The organism is Rhizobium sp. SYY.PMSO, assembly GCF_046840415.1.
In the GTDB taxonomy this organism is placed as follows: Bacteria; Pseudomonadota; Alphaproteobacteria; order Rhizobiales; family Rhizobiaceae; genus Rhizobium.
Genome location: NZ_CP177350.1, coordinates 185,284 through 210,434, shown reverse-complemented (window position 1 = coordinate 210,434; position 25,151 = coordinate 185,284). Strand labels below are relative to the sequence as shown.

The following is a 25,151-nucleotide window of genomic DNA, read 5'->3' as shown; positions in this document are numbered from 1 at the left end:
GCGCCGCTACGCTTGTGTCATATCGTCCGAGGTACGCCAGATGCGCTATTCCGCTTTCTCCATTTTCATGAACGGCCTTTTCGGCAACAAGGCCTGGAAGCGCGTCTGGCGGGATGTCGCGCCCAAACCGAAATATGACGTCATTATTATTGGGGGTGGCGGGCACGGGTTGGCGACGGCCTATTATCTTGCGAAGGAATTCGGCATCGCCGATGTCGCGGTACTGGAGAAGAACTACATCGGCTCCGGCAATGTCGGCCGCAACACCACGATCATCCGCTCCAATTACCTGCTGCCGGGCAACAACCCATTCTACGAACTTTCGATGAAGCTATGGGAAGGGCTGGAGCAGGATTTCAACTTCAACGCCATGGTTTCCCAGCGCGGCGTCCTCAATCTCTACCATTCGGATGCGCAACGCGACGCCTATACAAGACGCGGCAATGCCATGCGGCTGCACGGTGTTGATGCCGAATTGCTGGACCGCGTCTCGGTCCAGACCATGCTGCCGTTTCTCGATTTCGACAATGCCCGCTTTCCGGTTCAAGGCGGTCTGCTGCAAAAGCGTGGCGGCACGGTGCGGCACGATGCCGTTGCCTGGGGTTATGCGCGGGGTGCAGACAGCCGGGGCGTCAACATCATTCAGAACTGCGAGGTGACAGGCATTCGTCGCGAAAACGGCAGGGTCGTGGGCGTGGAGACCAGCCGGGGCTTTATCGGCTGCGGCAAGCTGGCGTTGGCGGCAGCGGGAAATTCATCGCAGGTGGCCGCTATGGCCGGGCTGAAACTGCCGATCGAAAGCCATGTGCTCCAGGCTTTCGTGTCAGAGGGTCTGAAACCCTTCATCGATGGCGTCGTCACCTTCGGAGCCGGCCATTTTTATGTCTCGCAATCGGACAAGGGCGGCCTTGTCTTCGGCGGCGACATAGACGGTTATAATTCCTACGCCCAGCGCGGCAATCTGGCGACTGTCGAACATGTTGCGGAAGCCGGCAAAGCGATGATACCGGCGCTTTCCCGCGTCAGGGTTCTACGCTCCTGGGGCGGCATCATGGATATGTCGATGGACGGTTCGCCGATCATCGACCGCACGCCGATCGACAATCTCTACCTCAATGCCGGCTGGTGTTACGGCGGTTTTAAGGCGACGCCCGCCTCCGGTTTCTGCTTCGCCCATCTTCTGGCGCGCGGCATCCCGCAGGAAACGGCAGCGGCCTTTCGGCTGGACCGCTTTCAGCGCGGTTATCTCATCGATGAAAAGGGTCAGGGCGCTCAGCCCAACCTTCACTGATTTCGCGGACCAAGGACATCTGCAATGGCAAGTCTCGTGCCCTGCCCGCATTGCGGGCCAAGACCCAAGGAAGAATTCACCATCAGGGGCGCGGCCCTTCGGCGGCCGGACCCGGATGCCGGTGCCGAGGAATGGTTCGAATACGTCTATCTGCGCGACAATCCGCGTGGCACCCATGACGAATATTGGCACCATACCTCCGGCTGCCGCCGCTGGCTGATCGTGACCCGCGATACCGTTACCCACGAGATATCCGCCTGCGGCGACGCTGCCGGAGAGGAGAAAGTGACAAGCGCATGAGCTCTCACCGCCTGAAGACCGGCGGTCTGATCGACCGTTCCAAGCCACTCTCGTTCACCTTCGACGGCAAGGTGATGCAGGGTTTCGAAGGCGACAGCCTCGCCTCTGCCCTGCTCGCCAATGGCCAGCAACTTGTCGGCCGCAGCTTCAAATACCACCGCCCGCGCGGTATATTGACGGCGGGCGCTGCCGAGCCGAATGCCCTGATGACCATCGGTAGTGGCGGCCGCACCGAGCCGAATACGCGTGCCACCATGCAGGAACTCTATGCCGGGCTGGACGCGAAAAGCCAGAACCGCTGGCCTTCTCTCGATTTCGATGTCGGTGCTCTGACAGGTCTCCTCTCGCCCTTCCTTGGCGCAGGATTCTATTACAAGACCTTCATGTGGCCCGGCGCCTTTTGGGAAAAAATCTACGAGCCCTTCATCCGCAAAGCTGCCGGTCTCGGCAAGGCAAGCCACGAGGCAGATCCGGATGTCTATGATAAATGCTGGGCGCATTGCGATCTGCTGGTAATCGGCGCCGGCGCTGCAGGGCTTGCGGCGGCCCTTGCTTCAGGCCGCGCCGGCGCGCGGGTCATCATTGTCGACGAACATTCCGTTGCGGGAGGTGGGCTTCTGTCCGAGACGGCCACCATCGACGGCAAGAGCGCTCCGGATTTCGCGGCGCAGCACGTCGCGGAACTCGAAGCTTTGCCGAATGTGACGGTGCTAACGCGGACCACGGCCTTCGGCTGGTACGACGGGAACGTCTTCGGCGCGGTGGAGCGTGTGCAGAAACACATGCCCGATCCGAAAGCGCATGTGCCCGTGGAGCGCCTGTGGCGTATCGTCGCCAAGCGCGCGCTGCTTGCCACCGGTGCGGAAGAACGGCCGCTGGTCTTCGGCGGCAATGATATTCCTGGCGTGATGATGGCAGGCGCCATGCGCAGCTATCTCAACCGTTACGCCGTAAGCCCCGGCAGATCGGCTACGATCTTCACCACCAACGACAACGGTTATGCGCTTGCCCGCGATCTGGAGGCCCGGGACGTCACTCTTTCCGCCATCATCGACAGCCGTGAGCAGGGCGATCCGGACTATAGAGGCAACGCCCGCGTCATCAAGGGAGCCGTCGTGTCGAACGCGAAGGGCGGCAAGGCGCTTTCCGCCATTGAGATTATTTATGCGAATGGCCGCACCGAGAGTCTGAATACCGATGCGCTGGCCATGTCGGGCGGCTTCAGCCCTGTCATCCATCTTGCCTGCCATCGCGGCGGCAAGCCGATCTGGTCGGAAGACAATGCCGCCTTCCTGGCGCCCACCAATCTCAGCGGGATCGAACTCACCGGCGCCGTGTCCGCAGTAAATGGTATCGCCGCCTGCCTTAGGGATGGCGCGAGAAAGGGAGCAGCGCTTGCCGAAAATCTGGGTTTTGCTGCCACCCCACCCATATTCGGCATGGTGGAAAACGATATCGAGGCCCGGCCCGCAAAGGCACTCTGGTCAATCCCCGGCATCAAGGCAAAAGCCTTTGTCGATTACCAGAATGATGTTCATCGCAAGGATCTCGGCCTTGCCGTCAGCGAAGGGTATGACCATGTCGAACTGACCAAGCGTTATACCACGAATGGTATGGCAACCGACCAAGGCAAGCTTTCGAATGTCAATGCCATCGGCCTACTGGCCGAAGCACGCGGCGTTTCCCCAGCGGATGTCGGCACCACCACGTTTCGGCCTTTTTATACGCCCGTCTCTTTCGGCGCGCTGACGGGCGCCTATTGCGGACATTATTTCCAGCCGGTGCGCAAATCGCCGCTACATGGCTGGTCGGAGAAAAACGGCGCGATCTTCGTTGAAACCGGTCTCTGGTATCGCTCCTCCTGGTTTCCCCGCAAAGGCGAAAGCAACTGGCGGGAAAGTGTTGACCGCGAGGTTCTGAACGTCCGCAAGAATGCCGGGCTCTGTGATGTGTCAATGCTCGGCAAGATCGAGATATGCGGGAAGGATGCCGCCGAATTCCTCAACCGTGTCTACTGCAACGCCTTTCTTAAGCTGCCGATCGGCAAGGCGCGATATGGCCTGATGCTACGCGAAGACGGCATAATTTATGATGACGGCACCACCAGCCGTTTGGAGGAAAACCGCTTTTTCATGACGACCACCACGGCCTATGCAGCGGGCGTCATGAACCATCTGGAGTTCTGCGCTCAGGCCATCTGGCCAGATCTCGACGTAAGGCTTGCCTCCGTCACCGACCAATGGGCGCAGATGGCGATCGCCGGACCAAAAGCACGCACTATTCTTCAGAGGATCGTCGATGAGGATATTTCCGACGAAGCCTTTCCCTTCCTTGCCGCCAAAGAAGTCTCGCTGTTTGGCAGCCAGTTGCATGGGCGCCTGTTCCGGATTTCTTTCTCCGGCGAACTGGGCTACGAGCTTGCTGTCCCGGCCGGTTACGGCGAAAGCGTTGCCGATGCGCTGATGGAGGCAGGTAAGCCTGAAAACATCATGCCCTATGGCGTCGAGGCGCTCGGTGTGCTGCGCATCGAAAAGGGCCATGTCACCCATAATGAGCTTAACGGCACGGTGGTGCCCGCAGATCTCGGCTTCGCCAAAATGGTCTCCGTCACGAAGACCGACTTCATCGGCCGGCGGATGCTGGAGCGTGAGGGGCTTTCCGCAACCGATCGTCCGAGCCTCGTCGGCGTCGTGCCGCTTGATCCAAACCAGTCATTCCGCACCGGCTCCCATATTCTCACCAAGGATGCGGCGGCGACACTGGAAAACGATCAGGGTTATGTGACCTCAAGCGGATTTTCCCCGCACCTCGGTTCGACCATCGGCCTTGCCCTCGTCAAGAATGGCCCGGAACGGCATGGAGAGGAAGTCATGGTCTGGAATGGCCTGCGCAATGAATTCACTGCCGGTCGCCTTTGCCACCCGGTTTTCTTTGACCCTCAGAACGAGAAACTCCATGTCTGATTTCCGGCCGATGTTCCGTCCAGTGCTGGGTGCGAAGGGGGCGATTGCCTCCACGGCCATCAAGCTCTCTCCCCTGCCAGAAGGCACAATCATTCATGTGCTGGCCGCACCCAACGCACTGGATCTGGAGGCCCGCCTGCGCGGTCTCACCAAAGGCGATGTGCGTGCCGTCTCTCCTGGTCAATGGTTCATCGTTGGCGAACAGCCCCTGTCTCACGCGGACACAAAGGCCCTATTTAACGCGCTCGAGCCGCAGGCAACGGGTGTCGACCAGAGCCAGGGGCGGGTCCGCATCCGCATCGAAGGAAAGATGGCCGAGCGAGTGCTGGCGAAAGGAACGGCAGTCGATCTCTCCCCTACAGCCTTTCCGGTCAGCCGCTCCACAACGACGCTGATCGGCCACATCGCCGCTCACCTCACCCGCCTTGACGAGCAGGTCTTCGAAGTCATCGTGCTACGCGGCTTTGCCGAAAGCCTTTGGGACGACCTAGTCCGGATGAGCCTTGAGTTCAATTAAGTCCAGTCATTATGGGTTAAGGACGTGACGATAATCATTGATGGAAAAGCAACGGCAGTCTCGGTGATCGATGTGGTCAGAGAGGCAAGTGCGGCGCTGGAAGAACGCACCGGCATCAGAACCGGTCTGGCGGTCATCATTGTCGGTGACGATCCTGCAAGCCACGCTTATGTCAGCTCCAAAAGTCGAATAGCGAAGGAATGCGGTTTCAAATCCGTGCAGCACACGTTGCCTGCGGAAACCAGTCAGGAAGAACTTGGCGCGCTTGTTGCCTCGTTGAATGCCGATCCCTCGATCCACGGCATCCTCGTCCAACTGCCGCTGCCGAAGCCATTGAACAGCGAGCCGATCATCCAGTCGATCCTGCCGGAAAAGGATGTCGATGGTCTCCATGTCGTCAATGCCGGCAAACTCGCCACTGGCGATCTTGAAACCGGGCTCATATCTTGCACGCCGGCCGGCGCCATGGTCTTCGTTCGCCGCACACATGGAGAGGATCTTTCAGGCCTCAATGCCGTCGTCATTGGCCGCTCGAACCTCTTCGGGAAGCCGATGGCGCAGTTGCTGCTCAATGCCAACGCCACAGTCACCATCGCCCATTCGCGTACCAAGGATTTGCCAGCCATCTGCCGCAACGCCGATATTCTCGTCGCAGCCGTCGGCCGCCCCGAGATGGTCAAGGCTGACTGGGTAAAGCCTGGCGCAACGATCATTGATGTTGGCATCAACCGCGTCCCAGCGCCTGAAAAGGGAGACCGCAAAACGTGCCTCGTCGGAGACGTCGATTTTGCGGAAGTCGAGAAGGTCGCATCGGTCATCACCCCGGTTCCAGGCGGTGTTGGCCCGATGACGATCGCCATGCTGATGGCGAATACTGCGATTGCTGCACATCGAGCCGCTGGCCGGAAACCGCCGCTCTGAGCCCTCAACATTTCGACCGTGTGGTATCGTCAGACGATGCGTACGTTTTCGGCCTTCGACTTTCCGGTTCGGCGATCCTGGCCGAGTTCGTAGCTGACCTTCTGGCCTTCTCTGACCGATCCGTCTTGCAAAGCGGACACATGAACGAACACGTCCGTCCCACCGTTCTCCGGTGTTATGAAGCCAAATCCCTTATCGGCATTGAAAAACTTCATAGTGCCTGTGGGCATAATAATTCCTCCCTTACCCTGCAGCGCTCAAGATAGCCTGGAAGCAGTCTCGGGATTTGGTAAAAAGAAAAATCCCGGAAGCAGGTTTCTCGAATTAGGCTGGAAAAACTTGCCTGCAGCAATGCGCCAAGCGCCAAAGAGATTCAAGTCGCGGCGGACGAAAAGAAATGCAAAAGAGATCATTCCGCCGCCAAATCAATTGCGAAGTTAGATGCCGGTGGAACAATCCTGGCGATGAATTCGAAATCCGCCGGCATGCGGTGCTCGTCTGAGCCCAGACAAGCGACGGTCCAATACTCTGGCTCCTCACCAAATATTGTTGACACTTGAACAACCTGCGTTCCCCCGTCCCGATCGTCCTTCCGCATTGCCCAATAAAAGCCATTGGGCTCTAGTTTCGTCAGCGAGATCATCCGTCATCCCTGGGTCAAGCATGTCAATCGATCAAATATAGTCGAAGCTTTAGAGATCACGCAAGTATATCGCTTAACGAAGGGGTACGCGTCATGCTCGTCAAACGGCGCTCACATGACACCTTAGGGGCGTATTAGCCGGACAATGCGGCTAAGCTCCTCTGAGACAACGCTGCGGGCTCGCCATTGTGCCGAGACCGGCTTCAGATGGCTTGGCCACAACCACTTAAACGTTTGTCGTAATATTCCTCAGGAAATACCTCAACACGCGACGTGCGATGCTCGCGCTTTTCAGCGATACGGTTGTCCATAATCCCAAAAAGTTCCTGCATACTCCTTCTGCTCATCGCTTCGGCTCAATCCTATATCGCTCAATTGGTCGTCAATAAGCTCACAGAAGCGCAGGTTTCACCCCGTCGGGCGACGCAGTGCCCCAAAAGGACTTTGCGCGAATAGAAATCGATAAGGGCTTCGCGAAGGCCAGGGCTGACATGTTCCGGCAAAACGTCGCTCCGCCGTCGACGAGCATCGCGGTTCCGGTGACGAAGGAGGAATCATCGGATGCCAGAAGAAGGAGACTGTGCGCGGATATTTGTAGACGACCGTAATTGTTGGTGATTCTCATGCCTCTGTGAAGAGATAGAGGTTGGTGATAAGTCGTCGCCGAATAGGACAAGAAGCCTTCAGATTTGCCGTTGAACGATGTGCATCATTTTCCCTCGACGATTTTGTCCGGCTGATCGATCGGGCCTGGTTGATGAAGCACTCAGCGTTGTCTCGTGCGCCAGCGAGGGAGAGCCTGCCTGGCCGCCGTTGGCTTTGTTCAAGGCGTTGCTCTTGTCGATCTGGTAGGATCTTTCTGACGTAAAGCTTGGGGAGGCATTGGATGATCGAGCCTCTTTCCTGCGTTTCTGCGGGTTTTTCCGATCAGAGCCGACGCCGGAGCGGACGGCGTTCGTCCGGCTTCAAAAGGTCCTTGTCGCCCATGGCCTGAACGAGATCTTGTTCGATGAGATCACCTGCCAGCTTAACGCCAAAGTGATCCAGGTGAAGTCCGGTATGCTTGGAGATGCGACGATCATTACCTCCGCCAGCGAGGATGATGGCGAGGGTCACTGGGTCAAGCACAAGGGCTGACCAGCGGTTCATGGCTTCAAAGCCCATGTTGGTGCGGATGCCGAGTAAGCGCTGGTTGGGGAGTCGCCATCATACCGCCTCGCGTGTCCACAGCCGCGGAGAGCAGCTCGGTACCTGCGGCTTTTTGTCGAGCGATAACACGCAGGTTTGCTCGCCGTCGGGCCAAGGACTGGCTGGCCGGATGAGTGCTAATTCGCTGACCGCCTATTCAAAACGACCGGCGGCGCCGGCACTCCATTAAGCGTTGCGGTGACCGTCATGCCTTCTCATTCCACGGATGCCCGTTCTTGATTTGGAAATGGTCATCCCGGTGTCTGTATGCGTAGTCTCTGTTTGGGAAGCATCGGCTTGGAGACCAAAACGGTCGTAACGGACGCCTTCGGGCATCTGTGGTTGGGAGGAACGAATGTATATTTTGATGGCGCCGCTCCGCGGCGGCAAACATTTTTTGCTGTCCGCGGCAGTTGCTACTGCACTTTTCTCCGCACCATCGGCTTATTCCGCCGCTGCCCCTAAGGTCGACAGCGGTCAGGAGATAATCGTTGGCACCTCGGCGCCGGGCCTCGCGAAATTCATGGGGATCCGCTACGCACAAGCGCCGACCGGCGATCTGAGATGGAAGCCGCCTGTGCCGGCCATAGTGGCGAGCGGTACGACTGACGCAACCAAGCCCGGCGCCGGATGCCCTCAAGGCAAGAGTCCTTGGGGTACACACTCCTCGAATGAAGATTGCCTTTTCCTCAATGTTACAGTCCCCACGGACGGAACGGGCATGAAGTTCTGGCAGCGGAAGCCGGTCATGGTGTTCTTTCATGGCGGTGGCTTCACCGGTGGCTCCGGCGATGCCTATGACGCCGATGCCCTGGCAAAGGAAAACGATGTCATCGTCGTTACCGTCAACTATCGCCTGGGTGCCCTCGGCTTTTTTGCCCATCCCGCCCTCGATGCGGAAGATCACGTCGTTGCAAACTACGGACTGCTCGATCAGCAGCAATCGTTGCGCTGGGTTCGCGACAACATCGCTGCCTTCGGTGGCAATCCGAACAACGTGACGATCTTCGGGGAATCGGCCGGCGCGATCGGTATCTATACGCATATCGTATCGCCGATGGCGGCTGGTCTGTTCCAAAAGGCTATCATCGAAAGCGGTGCACCGGCCGACGAGGCATTGCAGACCGCGGAAGATCAGGGCAAGACTTTGGCGCAAAAAGTGGGTTGCCCGGCAGATGCCAGCCCGGCAGCCGCCGCTTGCCTGCGAAAAGCCCATGTCGATGCTCTTGTTTCGGCGGAGGCAACGCCGATCGCCACGATCATAGATGGAAAGTTGCTGACGGGACCAATCAAAGACGCGCTGAAGGCGGGCGAATACAATCGCGTGCCTGTCATCAACGGCACCAATCATGACGAGGGCAACCTGATCGCCGGCTTCATGTTCGATCTTTCCGGGGCTCCCTTGGCCGCTAAGGAGTATAACAAGGCGCTCCAAAGCATCGGATCGTTCATCCCCCGCGTCGGCTTCACCGACGCGGCTATTCCAGCGATCGCAAAAACCTACGACCCGGCGAAATACAAGGTTCCCGGTCTTGCCGCAGCCCAGGTCATCACCGATGGCGTCATCGCCTGCCCAGCGTATGAGACCAACAGGATCATGGCGAAATATTCGCCTACCTTCGAATATGAAATGGCAGATACGGATGCGCGTTCGATCGTTGCCCCGCCGATCAGCTTCCCCTACCGCGCCGGCCATTTCAGCGAGCTGCAATATCTCTTTGATCTCAGCAGCATTACGCTCAAAGGCACGCCTGACATGACCGATGCCCAGAAGGCGCTCGGCAAACAGATGCGTGCCTATTGGGCAAATTTTGCCCGCACCGGCAATCCAAGCGGCAAAGATGTCCCCGCCTGGCCACGATTCGAAGAGGTCAAGGCCGGTCCTGTGCAATCGCTCAATAAGCCTCAGTCCCGCAGCGTGACCAACTTTGCCACACAGCATCAATGCGACTTCTGGGAGTCCGTCGAGCGGAAATAAGATCAATGAGCGGCGGCGACTGTTCTTGGTCGCCGCCGCAGCCAGCGGATTTAGATCAAGTGCAGTTCAAATGGGCGAGAAACGCGGCAGCCGCGGGGGTCAGCGCATCGATGCTGCGAACGCAGATCATGAGCCTCCGCTCGGCCCAACGTTCATTCAGTTTCAGAACCTTTACATTCAACGATTCAGCATAGCTCGTTGCAACGCTGTCTGGCACGACCGCGATCCCGAGCCCCGCGGCAACCATGCGACTGATCGCGTCGAAACCGGAGGTTCTGGTGCTCATCCGCAGGGACACGCCGAGATCGGTCGACGCTCGCGTCAGCGCGGTGTCGATAGAGCTGCCCTTCGGCGCTCCGATATAGTCATACTCCACGGTATCGGCGAAGGTAATACACTCCTTTGCCGCAAGAGGATGATCGAGGGGTACGAGCAGCGCGAGCCGGTCTGCGCGATAGATAAGCGACGTCAGGTCGGCGGGAACGATGACGTCGCCATAAATTCCGATATCGGCGGCATTATCGGCAATAGCGCGCAATGTATCCGGCGTTGTGCTCTCATCAAGCTCAACACGAACCTCCGGATAAAGAACAAGAAAGCTTTTGAGATCCTCCGGCAGATAGCGAGCCATGGCGGTGGCATTGGCCTGAACGCGAATGGTACCCCGCACGCCGGCGGAAAAATCATGCAGTTCGGCTTCGAGATCGGCAACATTGCGCATGACGAGCCGCGCATGATGCAGAAGCGCCGAACCGGCGGCTGTCAGAAACATGCCGTTCGGCTTGCGCTCGAACAGCTTAATGTCGAAATTCAGCTCAAGATCGGCCAAACGCTTGCTGATGGCCGAAGCCGCGAGATGCTCCCGTTCGGCAGCCTTGGCGAGACTCGTCTCCTCCGCCACGGCAATAAAAAGACTGAGTGTAATCAAGTCGACACGCGTCAAATGGTCCTCCCCAGAGCGCCTCCGAATGCTTAGCGATCGCTCGATTCTCTTTGAAACTGAAGCATCCCGATTTCAGACGATGCTATCGGCAATCAAGGATGTTCAAGCGCTGTTCGCTGCGCTTTTGTGTGAACTATAGTCAATACAAGACCTTACGTTCGAACGATAGTCTTATCGCGAGACCTTCGCCAACCGCGCACGCAGGTTCACGAATTGGCAATGGCGTCCGCATCGCTGTCACGCCATCATACAAACTGACTGAAGAAAAGGCTGAGATCGGCACCAGAGGAACGGCCGCTTGGAAAGACATAGGATTGGGAGGAATTCAGATGCATATCAATCGCCGTCATTTCATGGGCGGAGCGGCTGCGGCCGTTGCCGCCGCAACCATATCGTCCAGCGCTCTGGGAGCACAATTTCGCTATAAACTTGGCCACAGCACGCCGGCCGACCATCCTTTCAGCAAGCGCCTGGTCGAGGCGTCAGCCGAGATTCTCGAAAAGACCAGCGGACGCCTGAACATTCAGGTTTTCCCGAACAGCCAGCTCGGCGGCGACAACGATTTGTTGTCGCAGGTCCGCAGCGGCGCGGTCGAGTTCTTTCCCGCTGCCGGCCTGATCCTTGCATCCGTTCTGCCAGTGACCGCAATCGACGGGATGGGCTTCGCCTTCCCGAACTACGATAAGGTCTGGGAAGCGATGGACGGCGATCTCGGTTCCTATGTCCGCGATCAGATCACTGTCAATACCAATCTCGTACCGATGAACAAGATGTGGGATCTTGGCTACCGGCAAATCACCAACAGCGCACGCGCGATCAACACGGCCGACGATCTTACCGGTCTGAAACTCAGGGTGCCGGGCGCTCCGCCGCTCGTCTCGTTGTTCCAGGGGCTTGGTGTTGCGCCCGTCAGCATGCAGTTCGGTGAAATTTACACCGCGCTCCAGACTAAGGTCGTCGACGGTCAGGAGAATCCGCTGTCCCAGATCGATACTGGCAAGTTCTACGAAGTACAGAAATATATGTCTTTAACCAATCACGTCTGGGACGGCTTCTGGATCATCGCCAATGGCGCAGCCTGGAAGCGCCTGCCGGAAGATATTCAGAACATTGCCAACACGGTCTTCAGTGAAAAAGCCGTCTTGCAGCGAGCCGATCTCGTTACGCTCAACCAGTCACTCATCGACCAGTTGAAGGGCAAGGGACTGGCGATCAACACGACGGAAACGGACTCTTTCCGCGCCAAGCTGAAACAGGCCGGCTTCTATGCCAATTGGCGCAAGCAGATCGGAGACGAGGCGTGGACCCGCCTCGAACACTATACCGGTCCGCTCGGCTGACCATAATGTGACGCAGCCTCGAGGCCGACGCTGATTTGGAGATCGAAATGACGAGTGTTTTGGAAAGTCGGCCGGCCGGCCACCGTCGTCGCGTCAAGACCGCTGACGGCATCGAACTCGAAGTCAGGGAATGGGGCGATCCGAACGGCCCCGAACTGCTGCTGGTCACCGGCGTTGCCCAGAGCTACCTGTCCTTCGTCAAGCAATATTCGGCGCCGGAGATGTGGAATTTCCGTATCATCTCCTTCGATCCGCGCGGTCATGGCCTCTCAGATAAGCCTTTCGGCGACGAATGGTACCAGGATGGAAAGCGCTGGTCCGGCGAGGTACAATCAATCATCGATGTGATGGAGCTGCACAAGCCCATCCTCGTCGGCTGGTCGCTCGGTGGCCGCATCGTTCGGCAATATCTCGTTGACTATGGTGATACTCAATTGAGTGGTGTCGGCTTCCTGTCCTGCCGCCCGGTGGAGGTGCCCGAGGTCATCGGCCCCGGCAATGATGTCGTCCAGAAACTCGATATCGACGATCTCGGCAGCCGGATCGATATTACCTCGGCTTTCTTGCGTAACTGCTTCGGCCTTCAACCGGATGCTGACGAATTCGCCTTCGCCCTCGGCTACAACATGGTTTGCCCGTTCGAGATCCGTCAGCAGATCGGAAAATGGTGGACCGAGCCGGCGATTTCCGAGGCCGCCCTGCGGCGCGTCACTGTTCCCACCCTCATCGTCCATGGCCGTGACGATATTCTGGTCCTCCCGGATGCTGCAGACATCACCGCCAGACTTATCCCGCATGCGACGCTGAGCCTCTATGACGGATGCGGACATTCAGTCTTCTTCGAAGCAGCCGAGCGGTTCAATGCCGAACTCAGGGATTTCGTCAAAGCCTGTTCCGATCCCGCAGCCGCCCTCGCCACCGCGAAGCGACGGACGATGGCGGCGGCAAGCTGATCAGGGAGGGAAGTCATGGCTGGAACGAACATCTTGACCAGCGAGACCGTTGGAAAGCCAGCGGATTTCGATCGGAAGACGGGCTGGGTCACGACGCTCGATGAGCTTTTTCTCGGGACAATTTCCGCCATCGCCGCCATTTTGCTGGCCATAGAGATCGTCGTGCTCTTTGTCGGCATCGTCGCGCGCTATGCATTCCATCATCCGCTCATCTGGACGGACGAGTTCAATTCCATCCTGTTCTTGTGGCTGGGAACGCTCGGCTCTGCGCTAGCGCTTCGGCGCTGGCAACACATGCGCATGACGACCTTCGTCTCGATGCTTCCCGCGGCCTGGCAGGATTATCTGTCAGGGCTCGCAGTTGTCGTCGTGTTGGTTTTCCTGGTGCTATTGCTGCCGCCCTCGTTCGAGCATGTGCAAACTGAAGCTGGCGTCATTAGCCCCAGCCTGGAAATATCGATGTTCTGGCGCGCTGCCGCGATGCCAGTCGGCATCGGCTTGATGATCATCGCCGCTTTATTTCGCCTGCGTAACATGCCTTTGAAGATCTCAATAATTTCGTTCGCTGTGGCGATTGTCGCGACCGGTGCGCTGGCTTTGCTGCAATCTACTTTTCTCGATCTCGATCAGGCCAATCTGGCGATCTTCTTCCTTATCGGCGTGCCGCTCATGGTTTTTGTTGGTATCCCGATAGCCTTCGCTTTCGGCGCAGCCACCTTTGCCTATTTGACATTGGGCACCTATGTGCCTCCATCAATTCTGGTGGCGCGGCTCGATGCCGGCATGTCTCAGCTTCTTCTGCTCGCCATTCCGACATTCGTCTTCCTCGGCCTGCTGATCGAAATGACCGGCATGGCGCAGCGCATGATCGCCTTTCTGTCGAACCTGCTCGGCCATGTTCGCGGCGGCCTTCAATATGTGCTTATAGCGGCGATGTACCTGGTCTCCGGCATATCCGGATCCAAAGCTGCCGACATGGCAGCGATCGCACCGGCGCTGTTTCCTGAGATGGAAAAGCTCGGCAACGACCGTGCCGCCATGACTGCTTTGCTGGCGGCCACCGGTGCTCAAACCGAGACAGTGCCCCCGAGCCTGATCTTAATTGCGGTCGGTTCTGTGACCGGACTATCGATCGCCGGATTGTTCACCGCCGGCTTGCTGCCCTCTGTCCTGCTCGGCGTCATGCTTTGCGCCTTCGTCTGGTATCGGACGCGAAAAGCACCCAAAAATGATACGCCCTCCGTGAAGCGAAGCGTTTTGTGGAAGAGTTTCTTCGTCGCATTGCCGGCCTTGCTGTTGCCCTTTGTCATTAGAAGTGCCGTCGTTGAAGGTGTGGCGACCGCCACCGAGGTCTCGACGGTCGGCGTCGTCTATACGCTGCTCGTGGGCCTTGTGCTTTACCGCCAATTCAAATGGAAGCGGCTGTTTCCGATGCTGGCGGCGACCGCATCGCTCTCCGGCGCCATTCTTTTCGTGACGGGCGCCGCAACGGGGATGGCATGGGCGATCACCCAATCCGGCTTCTCGCAGACACTCGCCGACGCCATTGCCGAAGTGCCCGGCGGCATGCCGACCTTTATGGCGCTATCAATCCTACTGTTCGCCATTCTCGGCAGTGTCCTGGAGGGCCTGCCGGCCATCGTTCTCTTCGGACCGCTAATGTTCCCAATCGCCCAAGGTTTGGGGATCAACGACATCTACTATGCCATCGTGGCCATCCTGGCGATGAGCCTCGGTCTCTTCACGCCGCCGTTCGGCGTTGGCTTCTACATCACCTGCGCCATCGGCGGCGCAGATCCCAATCATGCGATGCGCCATCTCTGGCCCTATCTCGCAATCCTCACCATCGGAGTGGTGATCATCGCGCTAGTGCCCTGGCTATCGATCGGCTTGATATAATAATCGAGGATAATCAATGCCTTCGCACAATGTCGATTATAGCGGGGAGCCACAGGCTCGTCCGGAAACACGTGTGGCAGTGCTGGACGACTGGCAACGCATCGCCGAGCACAGCACCGACTGGTCAGCGCTGACGGCTCGCGCGGAGGTGGTATTCTTCCATCAGCCGCTTGGCAGCTCCAACGATGTCGTCAATACACTTGCCGATTTCGACATTATCCTGGCGATGCGCGAACGCACGGCCTTTTCCAACGACGTCATCTCTCGCCTGCCGCGCCTCAAATTCTTCAACATGACCGGCAGGCGCGCCCGGGGGCTCGACGAGATGCTGCGTCGTGGTATCACCGTCTCGATTACCGGCGGCGGCGAGGATGGCCAGGATACAGCCGAACACGCGCTCGCATTGATGCTTTCCGCCGCCCGTCGCATTCCGGAAGGCGATGCATCCATCAAGGGGGGCTCGTTCCTGGAAAATGTCCCACCGGGATTTCGCCTGGCCGGCAAGACGCTCGGCATCCTCGGCCTGGGGCTGATCGGTGGCCATATTGCAAACTATTGCCGCGCGCTTGGCATGAATGTGATTGCCTGGAGCCGCAGCATGACCGCTGACAAAGCCGCGGCTGCCGGCGTGGAAGCCGTTTCCATCGACGATCTCTTTGCCCGCGCCGACATCGTCTCGCTTCATCTGGTTCTTTCGCCCGAGACGGAAAAGATCGTTGGTCGCGCGCAACTGTCGCGGATGCGTGACGGTGCCGTTCTGGTCAATACCTCCCGCGCGCCGCTTATCGACGAGCAGCCGTTGCTGGAAGCCCTGCGCAACCGGCGTATTCAGGCGGCGATCGATGTCTTCAACGAAGAGCCCCTGCCTGCCGAACACCCATTGCGCACCGCTCCAAATGTCGTTTTGACGCCGCATGTCGGCTACGGCACGCGCGAAATGTACCAGATATTTTACCGCAACAGCGTCGAAAACATTCTGGCATTCCTGGATGGCGCACCCATCCGCCAATACTCATCCGCAAACCATCTGACGTAGCCATTGCGGCGTTCATTCTGGCCCGCAGATCAATGAGCATATGAGGATCCGATTTGAGTAAACTGATGAATAGCCCACGCGACTATGTCGACGAGATGTTGAACGGGCTGGTTCTCGCCCACCCGTCTCTTATTCGTCATGGTACGGGCGGGAGAGTGATCCGACGCGTCGATGGCCCTGTCGCAGGAAAGGTCGGTGTCGTTTCCGGAGGTGGCTCCGGGCATCTGCCGCTCTTCACCGGCTATGTCGGTCCTGGGCTACTGGACGCCTGCTCAGTCGGCAATGTCTTCGAAGGCCCGAATGTTGCCTCCTGCAGCGAAGCCATTGCCGCAGCCGATACCGGCAAGGGCGTTCTTTGCCTCTATGGCAATTACGGCGGCGACCGGATGAACTTCAATATGGCCTGTGAGATGGCTGAGATGGAAGGCATAGAGACCACCACCGTGCTAGGCACGGACGATATCGCCAGCGCCGACGCGGATCAGATCGGAAAGAGACGCGGCGTTGCAGGTATCATCTATGCCTACAAGGCGGCAGGCGCGGCTGCCGAGGCAGGTGGCACACTCGCCGACGTCACCGAGATCGCCTGCCGAACGGTTGAGCGGACCCGGACCCTGGGCTTTGCCTTGGCGCCTTGCACCGTGCCGGGCGCGGCCGGACCGACCTTCAAATTACCGGATGGCGAGATCGAAATGGGCATGGGTATTCACGGCGAACCTGGAATCTGGCGAGATCGTATCAAGCCTGCCGATGCGCTCGCGGATGAAATGGTCGAACGCTTGCTAGCCAGCGCGCCTGCAAGCACCGGAACACGCGTATCCCTACTGGTCAACAGCCTTGGTGCCACCCCGCTAGAGGAACTTTATATTCTCTATCGGCGTGTGGCCGCACAGCTTGGCGCTGCTGGCTGGGAGATCGTGGCACCATTGGTCGGCCGCTATACGACGTCGATGGAAATGGCCGGGGCATCGCTTAGCCTGTGTTTTCTTGATGACGAAATCGAAAACCTCCTGCAGGCCCCCTCCTCCTGCCCATTCTGGAGGGCCGGCTGATGGTGATTGCCGTTTCCGATATCTCGCAAGCCGTCCGGCAGGCACAGGATTGTTTTACCGGCGCTGAAAACGAATTGAACGCCGCCGATGCAAAACTTGGCGACGGCGATACCGGCGGCATGCTGAAACGACTCGCCGACGGGGTGGCCAGGGTCGATCTCAGCTCCACCGATGATCTGGGCATCGCCTTCATGAACCTTGCCATGGCGGCGTCGACTTCGACAGGGTCCAGCCTCGGCACACTGGTGATGACGGCGTTGATGACGCTTTCCAAAGCGACCCGTGCGCAAACCACCCTCGCCGCCGAACGCATTCCCGAACTCATCAGCGACATATGCGCCGCGATGCTGGCGCGTGGTGGTGCAACCATTGGCGATAAGACCGTGATCGATGGCCTGCAGGCCATTGCCAAAGCGCTTGGCGATGCCGAACCTTCCACCTACCTTGCCGCGGCAGCTCAGTCCGCCAATAAAGCCTTGGAGACATTTCGCGACCAGCCCAATCGGATAGGCCGCGCCCGCCTCTATGGCGATAAGAGTAGGGGTCTGGATGATCCAGGCATGCTTGCCCTCAGCAAATTTTGTTCAGCGCTTGCAGCCGATGATCCCGCAGGAAGGCCCGCCACTTAACAGGAAGGACAATCGTCTTGACCACGACCAACAGCATCAAGCTCGCCATTGCCGAACAACGCGGGATCCGCGGGCTACACCTCACCTTTCCTCATACCGGCGTCATTGAGCTTCTAGCGATCGTCGGTATCGATTATCTCTACCTCGACGGCGAGCATGGTGCCTTCGACAACCGCGATCTGGAATATGCCTGCGTGACCGCTGAGCGTCATGGCATCACCGCCATCGCCAGGGTTCCGGACCCGTCCGCCGCGACCATCTGCAGGTTCATGGATCGCGGCGTAAAAGGCATTGTCGTGCCGCATGTAAACTCGCTGGCGGATGCGAAAGCCGTTGTCGATGCCGCTTATTTCGGACCGGTCGGCAACCGCTCCTTCGGCGGCAATCGGCCGAAATTCATGGCGGGCATCGCGGATATGCCGGCCCATATGGCGCAATCGAATGAAGATATGTGCGTTTCGATCATGATCGAGACCATGGGCGCGCTCGATGCAGCCGGCGATATCGCCGCATTGCCGGGCATCGACTATATGAGCTTCGGCATGATGGATCTGGCGCAATCACTGGGACATCCCGGCAATCCGAAACATCCAGATGTACTTGCCGCCGTCGAAAGCGCTTCGCGCCGCATTCGTGCCGCCGGTAAACCTGTTCGCGAAGATTTCATCCGGGTCGGCTGGATTAACGACCTGATTGCGCGCGGCGCCAAGCAATTTTTCGAGAGTGGGGAGTAATGCCGATGAAATCGGCTGATCTGGAGGCGGCGATCAAGCTGCTCAGCGATGTGGCGAAAAGCGGCAATTGGCTTCCGGCATTGCCCGTCGCCAGCAAGCCTTCGTCAATCTCCGAGGCGCTTGCGATGCAGCACGCGCTTGTCGCACAACTTGACGGGAACCCCGGCGGCTGGAAAGTGACCACCGATCCATCCACCGGTGCGTCCATGTGGGGCGTCATTTTTAAAGCGGATTGCTTTGCTTCTCCGGCAAAAGTTGCCAGCAAAATGTATGCACCGCTAGGTGTCGAAGGCGAGATTGCCTTTCGTTTCGACCGTGATCTGCCAAGCCGGTGCGAGCCCTATTCCCGCTCGGAAATCGAGGCGATCCTGACGGCCTTCCCGGTCATCGAAATCGTCTCAAGCCGGTTTGTCAGCTATAAAGATACACCAATCCTCGATCGGCTTATGGACCGCATGTCGAACGGTGGCTTAGTGATCGGAAAAGACCGTCCCGACTGGCGCAGCATAGATCTTTCCAAATTGCGGGTGACGCTGACTTGCGACGGCGGGACAATTCTCGACCGGATTGGTGGCCATGCTCGCGTTGATCCCTTGCTACCGGCCTTGGATTTCATTCGGACGGTACAGGTGGAAAAAAGCTTCAAGGCCGGAGAGGTCATCACCACCGGTACTTTCACGGATTTGGTCTTCGGAAAGCCGGGGCAGCATTTTGCAGTCGAATTCCATGATTTCGGACACGTCGAACTGACCTTCAACAACGACGCGGACCGCAGTCAGAAATAGGGGATATGATGCTCAAATTTGAATTCAAGAACCCGACGCGCATCGTCTTCGGTGAAGGACAAATTGCCGCTTTGCGGAGCCTGATCCTCCCGGGAAGACGCGTGTTCATCCTCTACGGCGGCGGCTCGATCAAACGCAACGGCGTCTATGATCAGGTGGTACACGCTCTTGCCGGTTATGCACTAACGGAATTCGGCGGCATTGAAGTCAATCCGCATTATGAGACGATTTTGAGAGCAGCCGAAGCAGCGCGGGCATCCGATGCAGACCTTATTCTGGCAGTTGGCGGCGGCTCGGTGATCGACGCGGCGAAATTCCTGGCCTCTGCCGTCACTGCCACCAATCGCGATCCATGGGACGACTTCGCTGCTGGCAACTATCCGCAAGAGATCCTGCCGATCGGCTGCATCCTGACTTTGCCGGCAACCGGCTCCGAGAGTAACATTGTATCCGTAGTTTCGTCCACGGTGCGCAATCTGAAAATACCGTTCGCCAACGAAGCCGCGCGGCCCACATTCGCGATCATGGATCCGTCCACGATGGCGAGCCTAGACAAACGTCAACTCGGCAATGGCGTCGTCGATGCCTTCACGCATGTGGTCGAGCAATATCTCACCGTTCCCGGAAACACGCCCGTCCAGTACGGCTTTAGCGAAGTATTGCTCCGCACGCTGATCGAATGGGGACCGAGGCTGCTTGACGACAGTTCTCCCGAGGCCCGAGAGAACGTCATGTGGGCCGCCAACCAGGCGCTCAACGGCTTGATCGGTGCGGGCGTGCGCCAGGATTGGTCCACTCACATGATTGGCCATGCAATCACCGCGCTTTACGGCCTCGATCACGCTCGCACGCTCAGCTTAGTCATGCCTTCGCTGTTGAGGTTCAAGGCCAGCACTAAGCAGATGATGCTTACCCGCTATGGACGTAACGTTTGGGGGGTCACCGCGGCGGACGACAGGCCGGCGGCTGAAGAAGCTATTGATCTGACGGAAGATTTCTTCCACCGGATGGGCTTGCCGGTCAAAATGACCGACATCTCCCCTATCGAAATCTCGACCGACGACGTAGTCGCTCATCTTCAACGCGCCGGTCACGTACAACTCGGGGAAATGGCTGATATTACCCCAACGCAGGTCCGCGAGATCTTGGCCCATACAGCGGGCTAATGCAGCCATCTTGCGAACAATCTCTGCGAGTCTGCTGGCAACACATCTATAAGATTTGAGCTGTCGTCGAACCATTTATTATCCCGCTGATCATCGCACAGGGTGAATGGCGGCCTTGATCAAGTCTCTGGAAAATCCGTCTATGAAATCACCTGCTTAGTGGCGCGCCGTTAGCAAGGCAATCGGCGGGTGCAAAGCGAAAGCGAGAGAACGCTGCTGTCCTGCCTGCTCTGCTGCCACAGTAGTACGACCAGCGAGACGAAAAACACGATCACGGCTACCACACTTGCGAGGCTGCTGGGTCGTCCCGAAGCGGCCAATAGGGCGACGAACGCAACCGTGGTGACGATCAGGAGAACGGAGCCAAGCCAGTCGAAGCGGCCGATCCTGTTTTCACGCGTGTCTTCTCTCAGGAAAGCCTGGAAGAGCACGACCGCCACGCAGCAGAACGGCAGGTTCAGCCAGAATAACCGTTTCCACGAAGAAGATGTCGTCACCAAGCTGCCGAGTGGCGGCCCGATGAGTGACGGCAGGACCCACATTCCCAGGAAATAGCCCTGGACCGGGCCGCGCTCCGGTCCCCGGTAGAGCTCCGACGCTCACCACCACGGCTCTTTACCGCAGCAGCTCGGACTGGTTTGAGACCTGCTCCTGAAAACCGATCCCGGAGGGCCGTCCCCCATCATTCACGCAGCTTTACGCTACGGTCTTAGTTCATGTTGAACTCCTTCCGCTGCTCTGCAGCACACTTTCATCGATGAAGACGAGCCGCCTCGGATCGAAGCGGCCTTACCAGACCTTCCAGCGGGCTCTACGCCAGGCAATGTCGGCGCGGCCTTGTTCAAGGGCGAACAGCGTTTATGGAATGGCTCGCCCACTCAGCCTCCTGCACAATGGCGCAGGATAAATCGAGAAGGGGACGAGACATGCAGATCGCATTATTGGGAATCGACCTTGGTAAGAATAGTTGCAGCGTGGCTGGGATTGATGCGGCCGGTCAGGTCCTTCTGCGTCGGCGGCGTCATCGGGACAGCATTGTGAAACTGGCTGCGAAGTTTCCTGGATGCATCGTCGCTATGGAAGCGTGCTGTGGCGCTCATCATCTCGGCCGCGTGCTGCGAAAGCAAGGGCATGTCGTTCGTCTCATGTCGCCAGAATACGTGCGCCCCTGACGTGAAGGCGCAGAAGAATGACGACCGTGACGCTGAGGCAATTGCTGAAGCGGCGACCCGACCAACCATGCGGTTCGTCGAACTCAAGACCGAGGAGCAACTCGACCTGCAGAGCCTTCATCGCGCCAGAGATCGTTTGGTCGGTGAGCGGACCGCCCTCATCAATCAACTGCGTGCAATTCTTCTGGAGCGTGGCATCACCGTTCCTCAGGGACGCAAGAAACTTGAGAGCATCCTGCCGCAAGTGATCGAAAGCAGTGGCGATCTGTTGAGTGATCGGATTCGCCGTTTGCTCGAAGAGATGTGGCGGGATCTTCGCGGTTTCTCCGAGCGCATCTCATCATTTGACGATGAGTTCTCTGCCTTTTCTCACAATGATGCCTCATGTCAGAGACTGGAATCGATCCCCGGCATAGGATCATTGAACGCAACCGCTTTTGTGGCAGCGATCGACCAGGCGCAAGCCTTCGCTCGTGGCCGAGATCTTGCGGCCTGGCTTGGGCTGGTACCGCGGCAGATGACGACAGGGGGCAGACCCAAGCTTTTGGGCATCACCAAACGTGGGAACGGGTACCTTCGTCGCATGCTGATCCATGGTGCCAGGGCCGCTATGCCGCACTTGGCGCGAACCCAGACCGCAACCGGAGCATGGTTGCGAGGACTGATCGCGCGCGCTCATCCAAACATCGTTATCGTCGCATTGGCGGCAAAGATGGCGCGCATCATTTGGGCTCTCCTGGTGAGAGGGGGGAATTTCCAAAACATCGCGAGCAAAACAATGACAGCCTAGAGACCGCTTGTCCTCGCTGACAAGCTGAAGCCCAAGGTGCAACATCAATGATGACCCCGAGGAAAGACATCCGGGTTGGATCAAGACCGTGATTCCCAACGTGCTTCGAGCTCGCTGATTTGTTTAGGTCACTCCAGCCGCGAACGTCATCAAGGCCAGTAGCCCAATGCTGCGCTAAAAGGCCGGACATATGGGCGCACCAGCCCTCGGAATATCAACGATTGAACACCTTGACCGCAGAGCCGTTCCACATATGGGAATCCATTCGATTCAGATAAGAATTGAAACGCTCTAAATCCTTCGGCATGAATTGCCCGGGACGAATTTCGGCGTCAGCACGAAATCCTGCGGCGGCTCGACCTCATCTTGCGGATTGGTGATGCGGTGCATCAGGCGGCGCGCGATGATGCCGCCGAGCGCCAGCGTATCCTGAACCACCATGGTGATGCGTGGCGTGATGACCGAACTCCATTGGACATTGTCGATCATAGCAAGCGAAATGTCCTCGGGACAGCGGAAGCCCAGCTCCTGCATAGCCTGCAGCGCCGAGAGCGCCACGGTATTGTTGGCGCCGAGGATCGCCGTCGGGCGCTCAGGCTGGATCAGCAACCGCATGGTCGCCTCGTAGCCGGCCGTGCGCGTGAACTGCCCGTCGACGATGAAGTTCGGGTTCACCTCAACGCCGGCATTGGCCATGGTCTCAGCAAAGCCGCGAAAGCGCTCGGTTGCCGTGTGCATATGGCTCGGGCCGGTGATGAAGGCGATGCGCCGGTGGCCGAGCTGCAGGAGATGCTCGGTCAGCATCGCGCCGGCGAGATAATTGTCAGAGCCGACGAAATCGCGCTCGATGCCGGCGACCTTCTGGTCGAAACAGACGATCGGCACGTTGAGGCCGCCGATGAAGTCGAGATAATCCTGGTCGTAGCCTGACGGCGCAAGGGCCAGGCCAGCGGTCTTGAGGCCAATCAAATGCTCGACCATTGCCCTCTCGCGATCCGTCTTGCCGGAGGAGTCGGTGACGACGACGAAATGCTGGTGGTCGAGCGCATAGTTTTCCAGCTCACGCCGGATATCCCCGAAAAATGGATTGCCAACATTGCCGACGACGAAGCCGATCATGCGGCTGCGTCCGCGCGCCAGACTTTGCGCAAGCGGATCGGCAACGAAGCCGACTGCCGCGATCGCCTGGCGAATCTTCTCCAGCGTCTTCTGGCTGACACGCGCCGGATTGCTCAAAGCCAACGAAACCGTCGAGACGGAGACGTCGGCGAGTTTGGCGACATCGCGAATTGTGGCCATGAGTTTTTCGAACCGTTTCTATCGCCTTCAGCGTTCCAATCGAAGATGCCTTCCTCAATGAGCTGCTGTCCTAAATCTAACATTTGTGGGCCATGAAGCAATATGCGGAAAGAGATTTCAACAGCGCGCTTGACATAAAGGGCGAGTAGATCGATGATTAAATCGAACCGGTTCGATTGAGCCGTAACGCTTGGGAGGATAGTGTGAGCGACGCAGCGATCAGTGGCGGCCAGAATGTGGCCGATGGCAAGACATGGTTTGGACACGACCGCTTCGGCATGTTCATCCACTTCGGACTTTACGCCCTCGGTGCACGCCACGAATGGCTGAAAAACCGCGAGGAATTCACCACCGAGGCCTATCAGAAATATTTCGACAACTTCGATCCCGATCTCTATGACGCCCGCGAATGGGCATGCCGCGCTCGCGAGGCCGGCATGAAATATGTCGTTCTGACCGCGAAACATCATGAAGGCTTCTGCCTTTGGGACAGCAAGGTCACCGACTACAAGGTCACCAACACGCCCTATGGCAAGGATCTAATAGGCCCTTACGTCGAAGCGCTTCGCGCCGCGGGATTGAAGGTCGGTTTCTATTATTCGCTGCTTGACTGGCATCATCCGGATTTCCCGATCGACGCGCACCATCCGCAGCGCAACCATCCCGACGCCGCCAAGCTGAACGAGAGCCGCGACGTCACGCGCTATGCCAGGTACATGCGCGACCAAGTCACGGAATTGCTTACGAATTTCGGCAAGATCGACGTGATCTGGTTTGATTTCAGCTATCCCCGCCGTGTCTACAAAGGCTTGCCCGGCAAAGGTCGCGCCGATTGGGAAAGCGACGATCTGATGAAACTGGTGCGCCAGTTGCAGCCCGACATCATTGTCGGCGACCGCCTCGATCTGCCGCGTGACGCAGACCACATGCCTGATCTCGTGACGCCGGAACAATATACGCCGCGTGTTGCGCCGACCGTCGCCGGCCTTCCGGTGCGCTGGGAGGCTTGCCACACCTTCAGCGGTTCCTGGGGTTATTATCGCGATGAAACAAGCTGGAAGGATGCCGGTCAGCTCATCAATATCCTGGTCGATACGGTGTCCCTTGGGGGCAATTTGCTGATGAATGTCGGCCCGACCGGCCGCGGTACGTTCGACACCCGCGCCATCAGGGCGCTCGACATCTATGGCGAATGGATGCGGCTGAACGGCCGGGCGATTTATGGCGCAGGCCCCTCCACCTACAAGGCGCCAAGCGGGTGCCGCTTCACCCAGAAGGACAACCGGCTCTATCTGCACATCCAGACCTGGCCATTCCGTCACATCCATATCGAGGGACTGGGCCGCAAGGTGAAATATGCACAGTTCCTGCATGATGCCAGCGAGCTTCATTGGCTCGACCCGGATGCCGAGGTCGATTCCAATATCGGCGTGGCGGTCGGCGAAGGGATTCTGACCCTGGAACTGCCGGTACTGAAGCCGGATGTCGTAACCCCGGTCATCGAACTGATCCTCAAGGACTAAGGAGATCGCAAAGCCCAGCCGCCCGGTGC

General features: G+C 58.3%; 23 protein-coding genes and 2 pseudogenes. 18 read left to right on the top strand and 7 right to left on the bottom strand.

Going from position 1 to position 25,151, the window contains the following annotated elements:
• Positions 1–40 precede the first annotated feature (40 nt).
• The 5 genes from ACJJVH_RS19280 to folD are packed head-to-tail and all read left to right on the top strand — an operon-like array spanning position 41 to position 5,992.
• Positions 41–1,291 (top strand): sarcosine oxidase subunit beta family protein, encoded by a 1,251-nt coding sequence (locus ACJJVH_RS19280; RefSeq protein WP_412065793.1) that lies wholly within the window; start codon positions 41–43, stop codon positions 1,289–1,291.
• A 24-nt stretch (positions 1,292–1,315) separates the two neighbouring features.
• Positions 1,316–1,591 (top strand): sarcosine oxidase subunit delta, encoded by a 276-nt coding sequence (locus tag ACJJVH_RS19275; protein WP_412065792.1) that lies wholly within the window; start codon positions 1,316–1,318, stop codon positions 1,589–1,591.
• On the top strand, positions 1,588–4,554 hold the full coding sequence (locus ACJJVH_RS19270) for a sarcosine oxidase subunit alpha (RefSeq protein WP_412065791.1): 2,967 nt from the start codon (positions 1,588–1,590) through the stop codon (positions 4,552–4,554). The genes ACJJVH_RS19275 and ACJJVH_RS19270 overlap by 4 nt, the downstream gene beginning before the upstream one ends.
• Positions 4,547–5,071 (top strand): sarcosine oxidase subunit gamma family protein, encoded by a 525-nt coding sequence (soxG, locus tag ACJJVH_RS19265; protein WP_412065789.1) that lies wholly within the window; start codon positions 4,547–4,549, stop codon positions 5,069–5,071. Before ACJJVH_RS19270 ends, soxG begins: the two co-directional genes overlap by 8 nt.
• A 24-nt stretch (positions 5,072–5,095) precedes the next feature.
• Entirely contained in the window at positions 5,096–5,992 is an 897-nt protein-coding gene (gene folD, locus ACJJVH_RS19260) for a bifunctional methylenetetrahydrofolate dehydrogenase/methenyltetrahydrofolate cyclohydrolase FolD (RefSeq protein WP_113399834.1), read from the top strand.
• 29 nt (positions 5,993–6,021) lie between these two features.
• Here the strand turns inward: folD and ACJJVH_RS19255 are convergent, their stop codons facing one another.
• The 4 genes and pseudogenes from ACJJVH_RS19255 to ACJJVH_RS19240 form a co-directional block, all read right to left on the bottom strand.
• The gene (locus ACJJVH_RS19255; RefSeq protein ID WP_113399835.1) at positions 6,022–6,222 is read right to left on the bottom strand and encodes a cold-shock protein; all 201 of its coding nucleotides are present in this window, start codon (positions 6,220–6,222) and stop codon (positions 6,022–6,024) included.
• Positions 6,223–6,401: 179 nt separating this feature from the next.
• Complete coding sequence (locus ACJJVH_RS19250; RefSeq protein ID WP_412065788.1) at positions 6,402–6,635, bottom strand: hypothetical protein; 234 nt, start codon at positions 6,633–6,635, stop codon at positions 6,402–6,404.
• 203 nt (positions 6,636–6,838) lie between these two features.
• A complete protein-coding gene (locus ACJJVH_RS19245; protein ID WP_412065787.1) occupies positions 6,839–6,967 on the bottom strand; it encodes a hypothetical protein in 129 nt (42 codons plus the stop codon).
• Between the two features lie 164 nt (positions 6,968–7,131).
• Positions 7,132–7,221, bottom strand: a pseudogene (locus tag ACJJVH_RS19240) (glucose dehydrogenase); the annotation flags it as partial.
• A gap of 296 nt (positions 7,222–7,517) precedes the next feature.
• On the opposite strand from ACJJVH_RS19240, the gene ACJJVH_RS19235 reads away from it, so the two are divergent.
• Together ACJJVH_RS19235 and ACJJVH_RS19230 are read left to right on the top strand one after the other, a co-directional pair.
• Positions 7,518–7,772, top strand: a complete 255-nt coding sequence (locus tag ACJJVH_RS19235) for a hypothetical protein (RefSeq protein WP_412065786.1) — start codon at positions 7,518–7,520, stop codon at positions 7,770–7,772.
• Positions 7,773–8,178: 406 nt separating this feature from the next.
• Complete coding sequence (locus tag ACJJVH_RS19230; RefSeq protein WP_412065785.1) at positions 8,179–9,801, top strand: carboxylesterase/lipase family protein; 1,623 nt, start codon at positions 8,179–8,181, stop codon at positions 9,799–9,801.
• Positions 9,802–9,856: 55 nt separating this feature from the next.
• Here the strand turns inward: ACJJVH_RS19230 and ACJJVH_RS19225 are convergent, their stop codons facing one another.
• A complete protein-coding gene (locus tag ACJJVH_RS19225; protein WP_412065784.1) occupies positions 9,857–10,744 on the bottom strand; it encodes a LysR family transcriptional regulator in 888 nt (295 codons plus the stop codon).
• Positions 10,745–11,073: 329 nt separating this feature from the next.
• On the opposite strand from ACJJVH_RS19225, the gene ACJJVH_RS19220 reads away from it, so the two are divergent.
• The 9 genes from ACJJVH_RS19220 to ACJJVH_RS19180 are packed head-to-tail and all read left to right on the top strand — an operon-like array spanning position 11,074 to position 20,338.
• Positions 11,074–12,084, top strand: a complete 1,011-nt coding sequence (locus tag ACJJVH_RS19220; RefSeq protein WP_412065783.1) for a TRAP transporter substrate-binding protein — start codon at positions 11,074–11,076, stop codon at positions 12,082–12,084.
• A 47-nt stretch (positions 12,085–12,131) separates the two neighbouring features.
• Positions 12,132–13,037, top strand: a complete 906-nt coding sequence (locus ACJJVH_RS19215; protein ID WP_412065782.1) for an alpha/beta fold hydrolase — start codon at positions 12,132–12,134, stop codon at positions 13,035–13,037.
• A gap of 15 nt (positions 13,038–13,052) precedes the next feature.
• Positions 13,053–14,936, top strand: coding sequence for a TRAP transporter large permease subunit (locus ACJJVH_RS19210; protein WP_412065781.1), 1,884 nt, complete (start codon positions 13,053–13,055; stop codon positions 14,934–14,936).
• A gap of 16 nt (positions 14,937–14,952) precedes the next feature.
• Entirely contained in the window at positions 14,953–15,972 is a 1,020-nt protein-coding gene (locus ACJJVH_RS19205) for a D-2-hydroxyacid dehydrogenase family protein (RefSeq protein ID WP_412065780.1), read from the top strand.
• Between the two features lie 53 nt (positions 15,973–16,025).
• The gene (locus ACJJVH_RS19200) at positions 16,026–17,024 is read left to right on the top strand and encodes a dihydroxyacetone kinase subunit DhaK (RefSeq protein ID WP_412065779.1); all 999 of its coding nucleotides are present in this window, start codon (positions 16,026–16,028) and stop codon (positions 17,022–17,024) included.
• The gene (locus ACJJVH_RS19195) at positions 17,024–17,653 is read left to right on the top strand and encodes a DAK2 domain-containing protein (RefSeq protein ID WP_412065778.1); all 630 of its coding nucleotides are present in this window, start codon (positions 17,024–17,026) and stop codon (positions 17,651–17,653) included. Before ACJJVH_RS19200 ends, ACJJVH_RS19195 begins: the two co-directional genes overlap by 1 nt.
• Before the next feature lie 17 nt (positions 17,654–17,670).
• The gene (locus ACJJVH_RS19190; protein WP_412065777.1) at positions 17,671–18,387 is read left to right on the top strand and encodes an HpcH/HpaI aldolase family protein; all 717 of its coding nucleotides are present in this window, start codon (positions 17,671–17,673) and stop codon (positions 18,385–18,387) included.
• A gap of 5 nt (positions 18,388–18,392) precedes the next feature.
• Entirely contained in the window at positions 18,393–19,172 is a 780-nt protein-coding gene (locus ACJJVH_RS19185; RefSeq protein WP_412065776.1) for a 2-keto-4-pentenoate hydratase, read from the top strand.
• A gap of 5 nt (positions 19,173–19,177) precedes the next feature.
• Positions 19,178–20,338, top strand: a complete 1,161-nt coding sequence (locus ACJJVH_RS19180; RefSeq protein ID WP_412065775.1) for an iron-containing alcohol dehydrogenase — start codon at positions 19,178–19,180, stop codon at positions 20,336–20,338.
• A gap of 170 nt (positions 20,339–20,508) precedes the next feature.
• On the opposite strand, the gene ACJJVH_RS19175 is transcribed toward ACJJVH_RS19180, so the two are convergent.
• Complete coding sequence (locus ACJJVH_RS19175; RefSeq protein WP_412065774.1) at positions 20,509–20,880, bottom strand: hypothetical protein; 372 nt, start codon at positions 20,878–20,880, stop codon at positions 20,509–20,511.
• 384 nt (positions 20,881–21,264) lie between these two features.
• On the opposite strand from ACJJVH_RS19175, the pseudogene ACJJVH_RS19170 reads away from it, so the two are divergent.
• Positions 21,265–22,300, top strand: a pseudogene (locus ACJJVH_RS19170) (IS110 family transposase).
• 291 nt (positions 22,301–22,591) lie between these two features.
• On the opposite strand, the gene ACJJVH_RS19165 reads toward ACJJVH_RS19170, so the two are convergent.
• Entirely contained in the window at positions 22,592–23,599 is a 1,008-nt protein-coding gene (locus ACJJVH_RS19165; protein ID WP_412065773.1) for a LacI family DNA-binding transcriptional regulator, read from the bottom strand.
• 278 nt (positions 23,600–23,877) lie between these two features.
• On the opposite strand from ACJJVH_RS19165, the gene ACJJVH_RS19160 reads away from it, so the two are divergent.
• Positions 23,878–25,122 (top strand): alpha-L-fucosidase, encoded by a 1,245-nt coding sequence (locus ACJJVH_RS19160; protein WP_412066234.1) that lies wholly within the window; start codon positions 23,878–23,880, stop codon positions 25,120–25,122.
• Positions 25,123–25,151: the final 29 nt, after the last annotated feature.

What these genes read in the sequence shown, in the direction of transcription:
- soxG (WP_412065789.1), top strand. Translation starts at nt 4,547, where the DNA reads ATGTCTGATTTCCGGCCGATGTTCCGTCCAGTGCTGGGTGCGAAGGGG.
- ACJJVH_RS19205 (WP_412065780.1), top strand. Translation starts at nt 14,953, where the DNA reads ATGCCTTCGCACAATGTCGATTATAGCGGGGAGCCACAGGCTCGTCCG.
- ACJJVH_RS19210 (WP_412065781.1), top strand. Translation starts at nt 13,053, where the DNA reads ATGGCTGGAACGAACATCTTGACCAGCGAGACCGTTGGAAAGCCAGCG.
- ACJJVH_RS19195 (WP_412065778.1), top strand. Translation starts at nt 17,024, where the DNA reads ATGGTGATTGCCGTTTCCGATATCTCGCAAGCCGTCCGGCAGGCACAG.
- ACJJVH_RS19230 (WP_412065785.1), top strand. Translation starts at nt 8,179, where the DNA reads ATGTATATTTTGATGGCGCCGCTCCGCGGCGGCAAACATTTTTTGCTG.
- ACJJVH_RS19250 (WP_412065788.1), bottom strand. Translation starts at nt 6,635, where the DNA reads ATGATCTCGCTGACGAAACTAGAGCCCAATGGCTTTTATTGGGCAATG.
- ACJJVH_RS19215 (WP_412065782.1), top strand. Translation starts at nt 12,132, where the DNA reads ATGACGAGTGTTTTGGAAAGTCGGCCGGCCGGCCACCGTCGTCGCGTC.
- ACJJVH_RS19275 (WP_412065792.1), top strand. Translation starts at nt 1,316, where the DNA reads ATGGCAAGTCTCGTGCCCTGCCCGCATTGCGGGCCAAGACCCAAGGAA.
- ACJJVH_RS19270 (WP_412065791.1), top strand. Translation starts at nt 1,588, where the DNA reads ATGAGCTCTCACCGCCTGAAGACCGGCGGTCTGATCGACCGTTCCAAG.
- ACJJVH_RS19255 (WP_113399835.1), bottom strand. Translation starts at nt 6,222, where the DNA reads ATGCCCACAGGCACTATGAAGTTTTTCAATGCCGATAAGGGATTTGGC.
- ACJJVH_RS19245 (WP_412065787.1), bottom strand. Translation starts at nt 6,967, where the DNA reads ATGCAGGAACTTTTTGGGATTATGGACAACCGTATCGCTGAAAAGCGC.
- ACJJVH_RS19160 (WP_412066234.1), top strand. Translation starts at nt 23,878, where the DNA reads ATGTTCATCCACTTCGGACTTTACGCCCTCGGTGCACGCCACGAATGG.
- ACJJVH_RS19280 (WP_412065793.1), top strand. Translation starts at nt 41, where the DNA reads ATGCGCTATTCCGCTTTCTCCATTTTCATGAACGGCCTTTTCGGCAAC.
- ACJJVH_RS19220 (WP_412065783.1), top strand. Translation starts at nt 11,074, where the DNA reads ATGCATATCAATCGCCGTCATTTCATGGGCGGAGCGGCTGCGGCCGTT.
- ACJJVH_RS19180 (WP_412065775.1), top strand. Translation starts at nt 19,178, where the DNA reads ATGATGCTCAAATTTGAATTCAAGAACCCGACGCGCATCGTCTTCGGT.
- ACJJVH_RS19175 (WP_412065774.1), bottom strand. Translation starts at nt 20,880, where the DNA reads ATGTGGGTCCTGCCGTCACTCATCGGGCCGCCACTCGGCAGCTTGGTG.
- ACJJVH_RS19165 (WP_412065773.1), bottom strand. Translation starts at nt 23,599, where the DNA reads ATGGCCACAATTCGCGATGTCGCCAAACTCGCCGACGTCTCCGTCTCG.
- ACJJVH_RS19185 (WP_412065776.1), top strand. Translation starts at nt 18,393, where the DNA reads ATGAAATCGGCTGATCTGGAGGCGGCGATCAAGCTGCTCAGCGATGTG.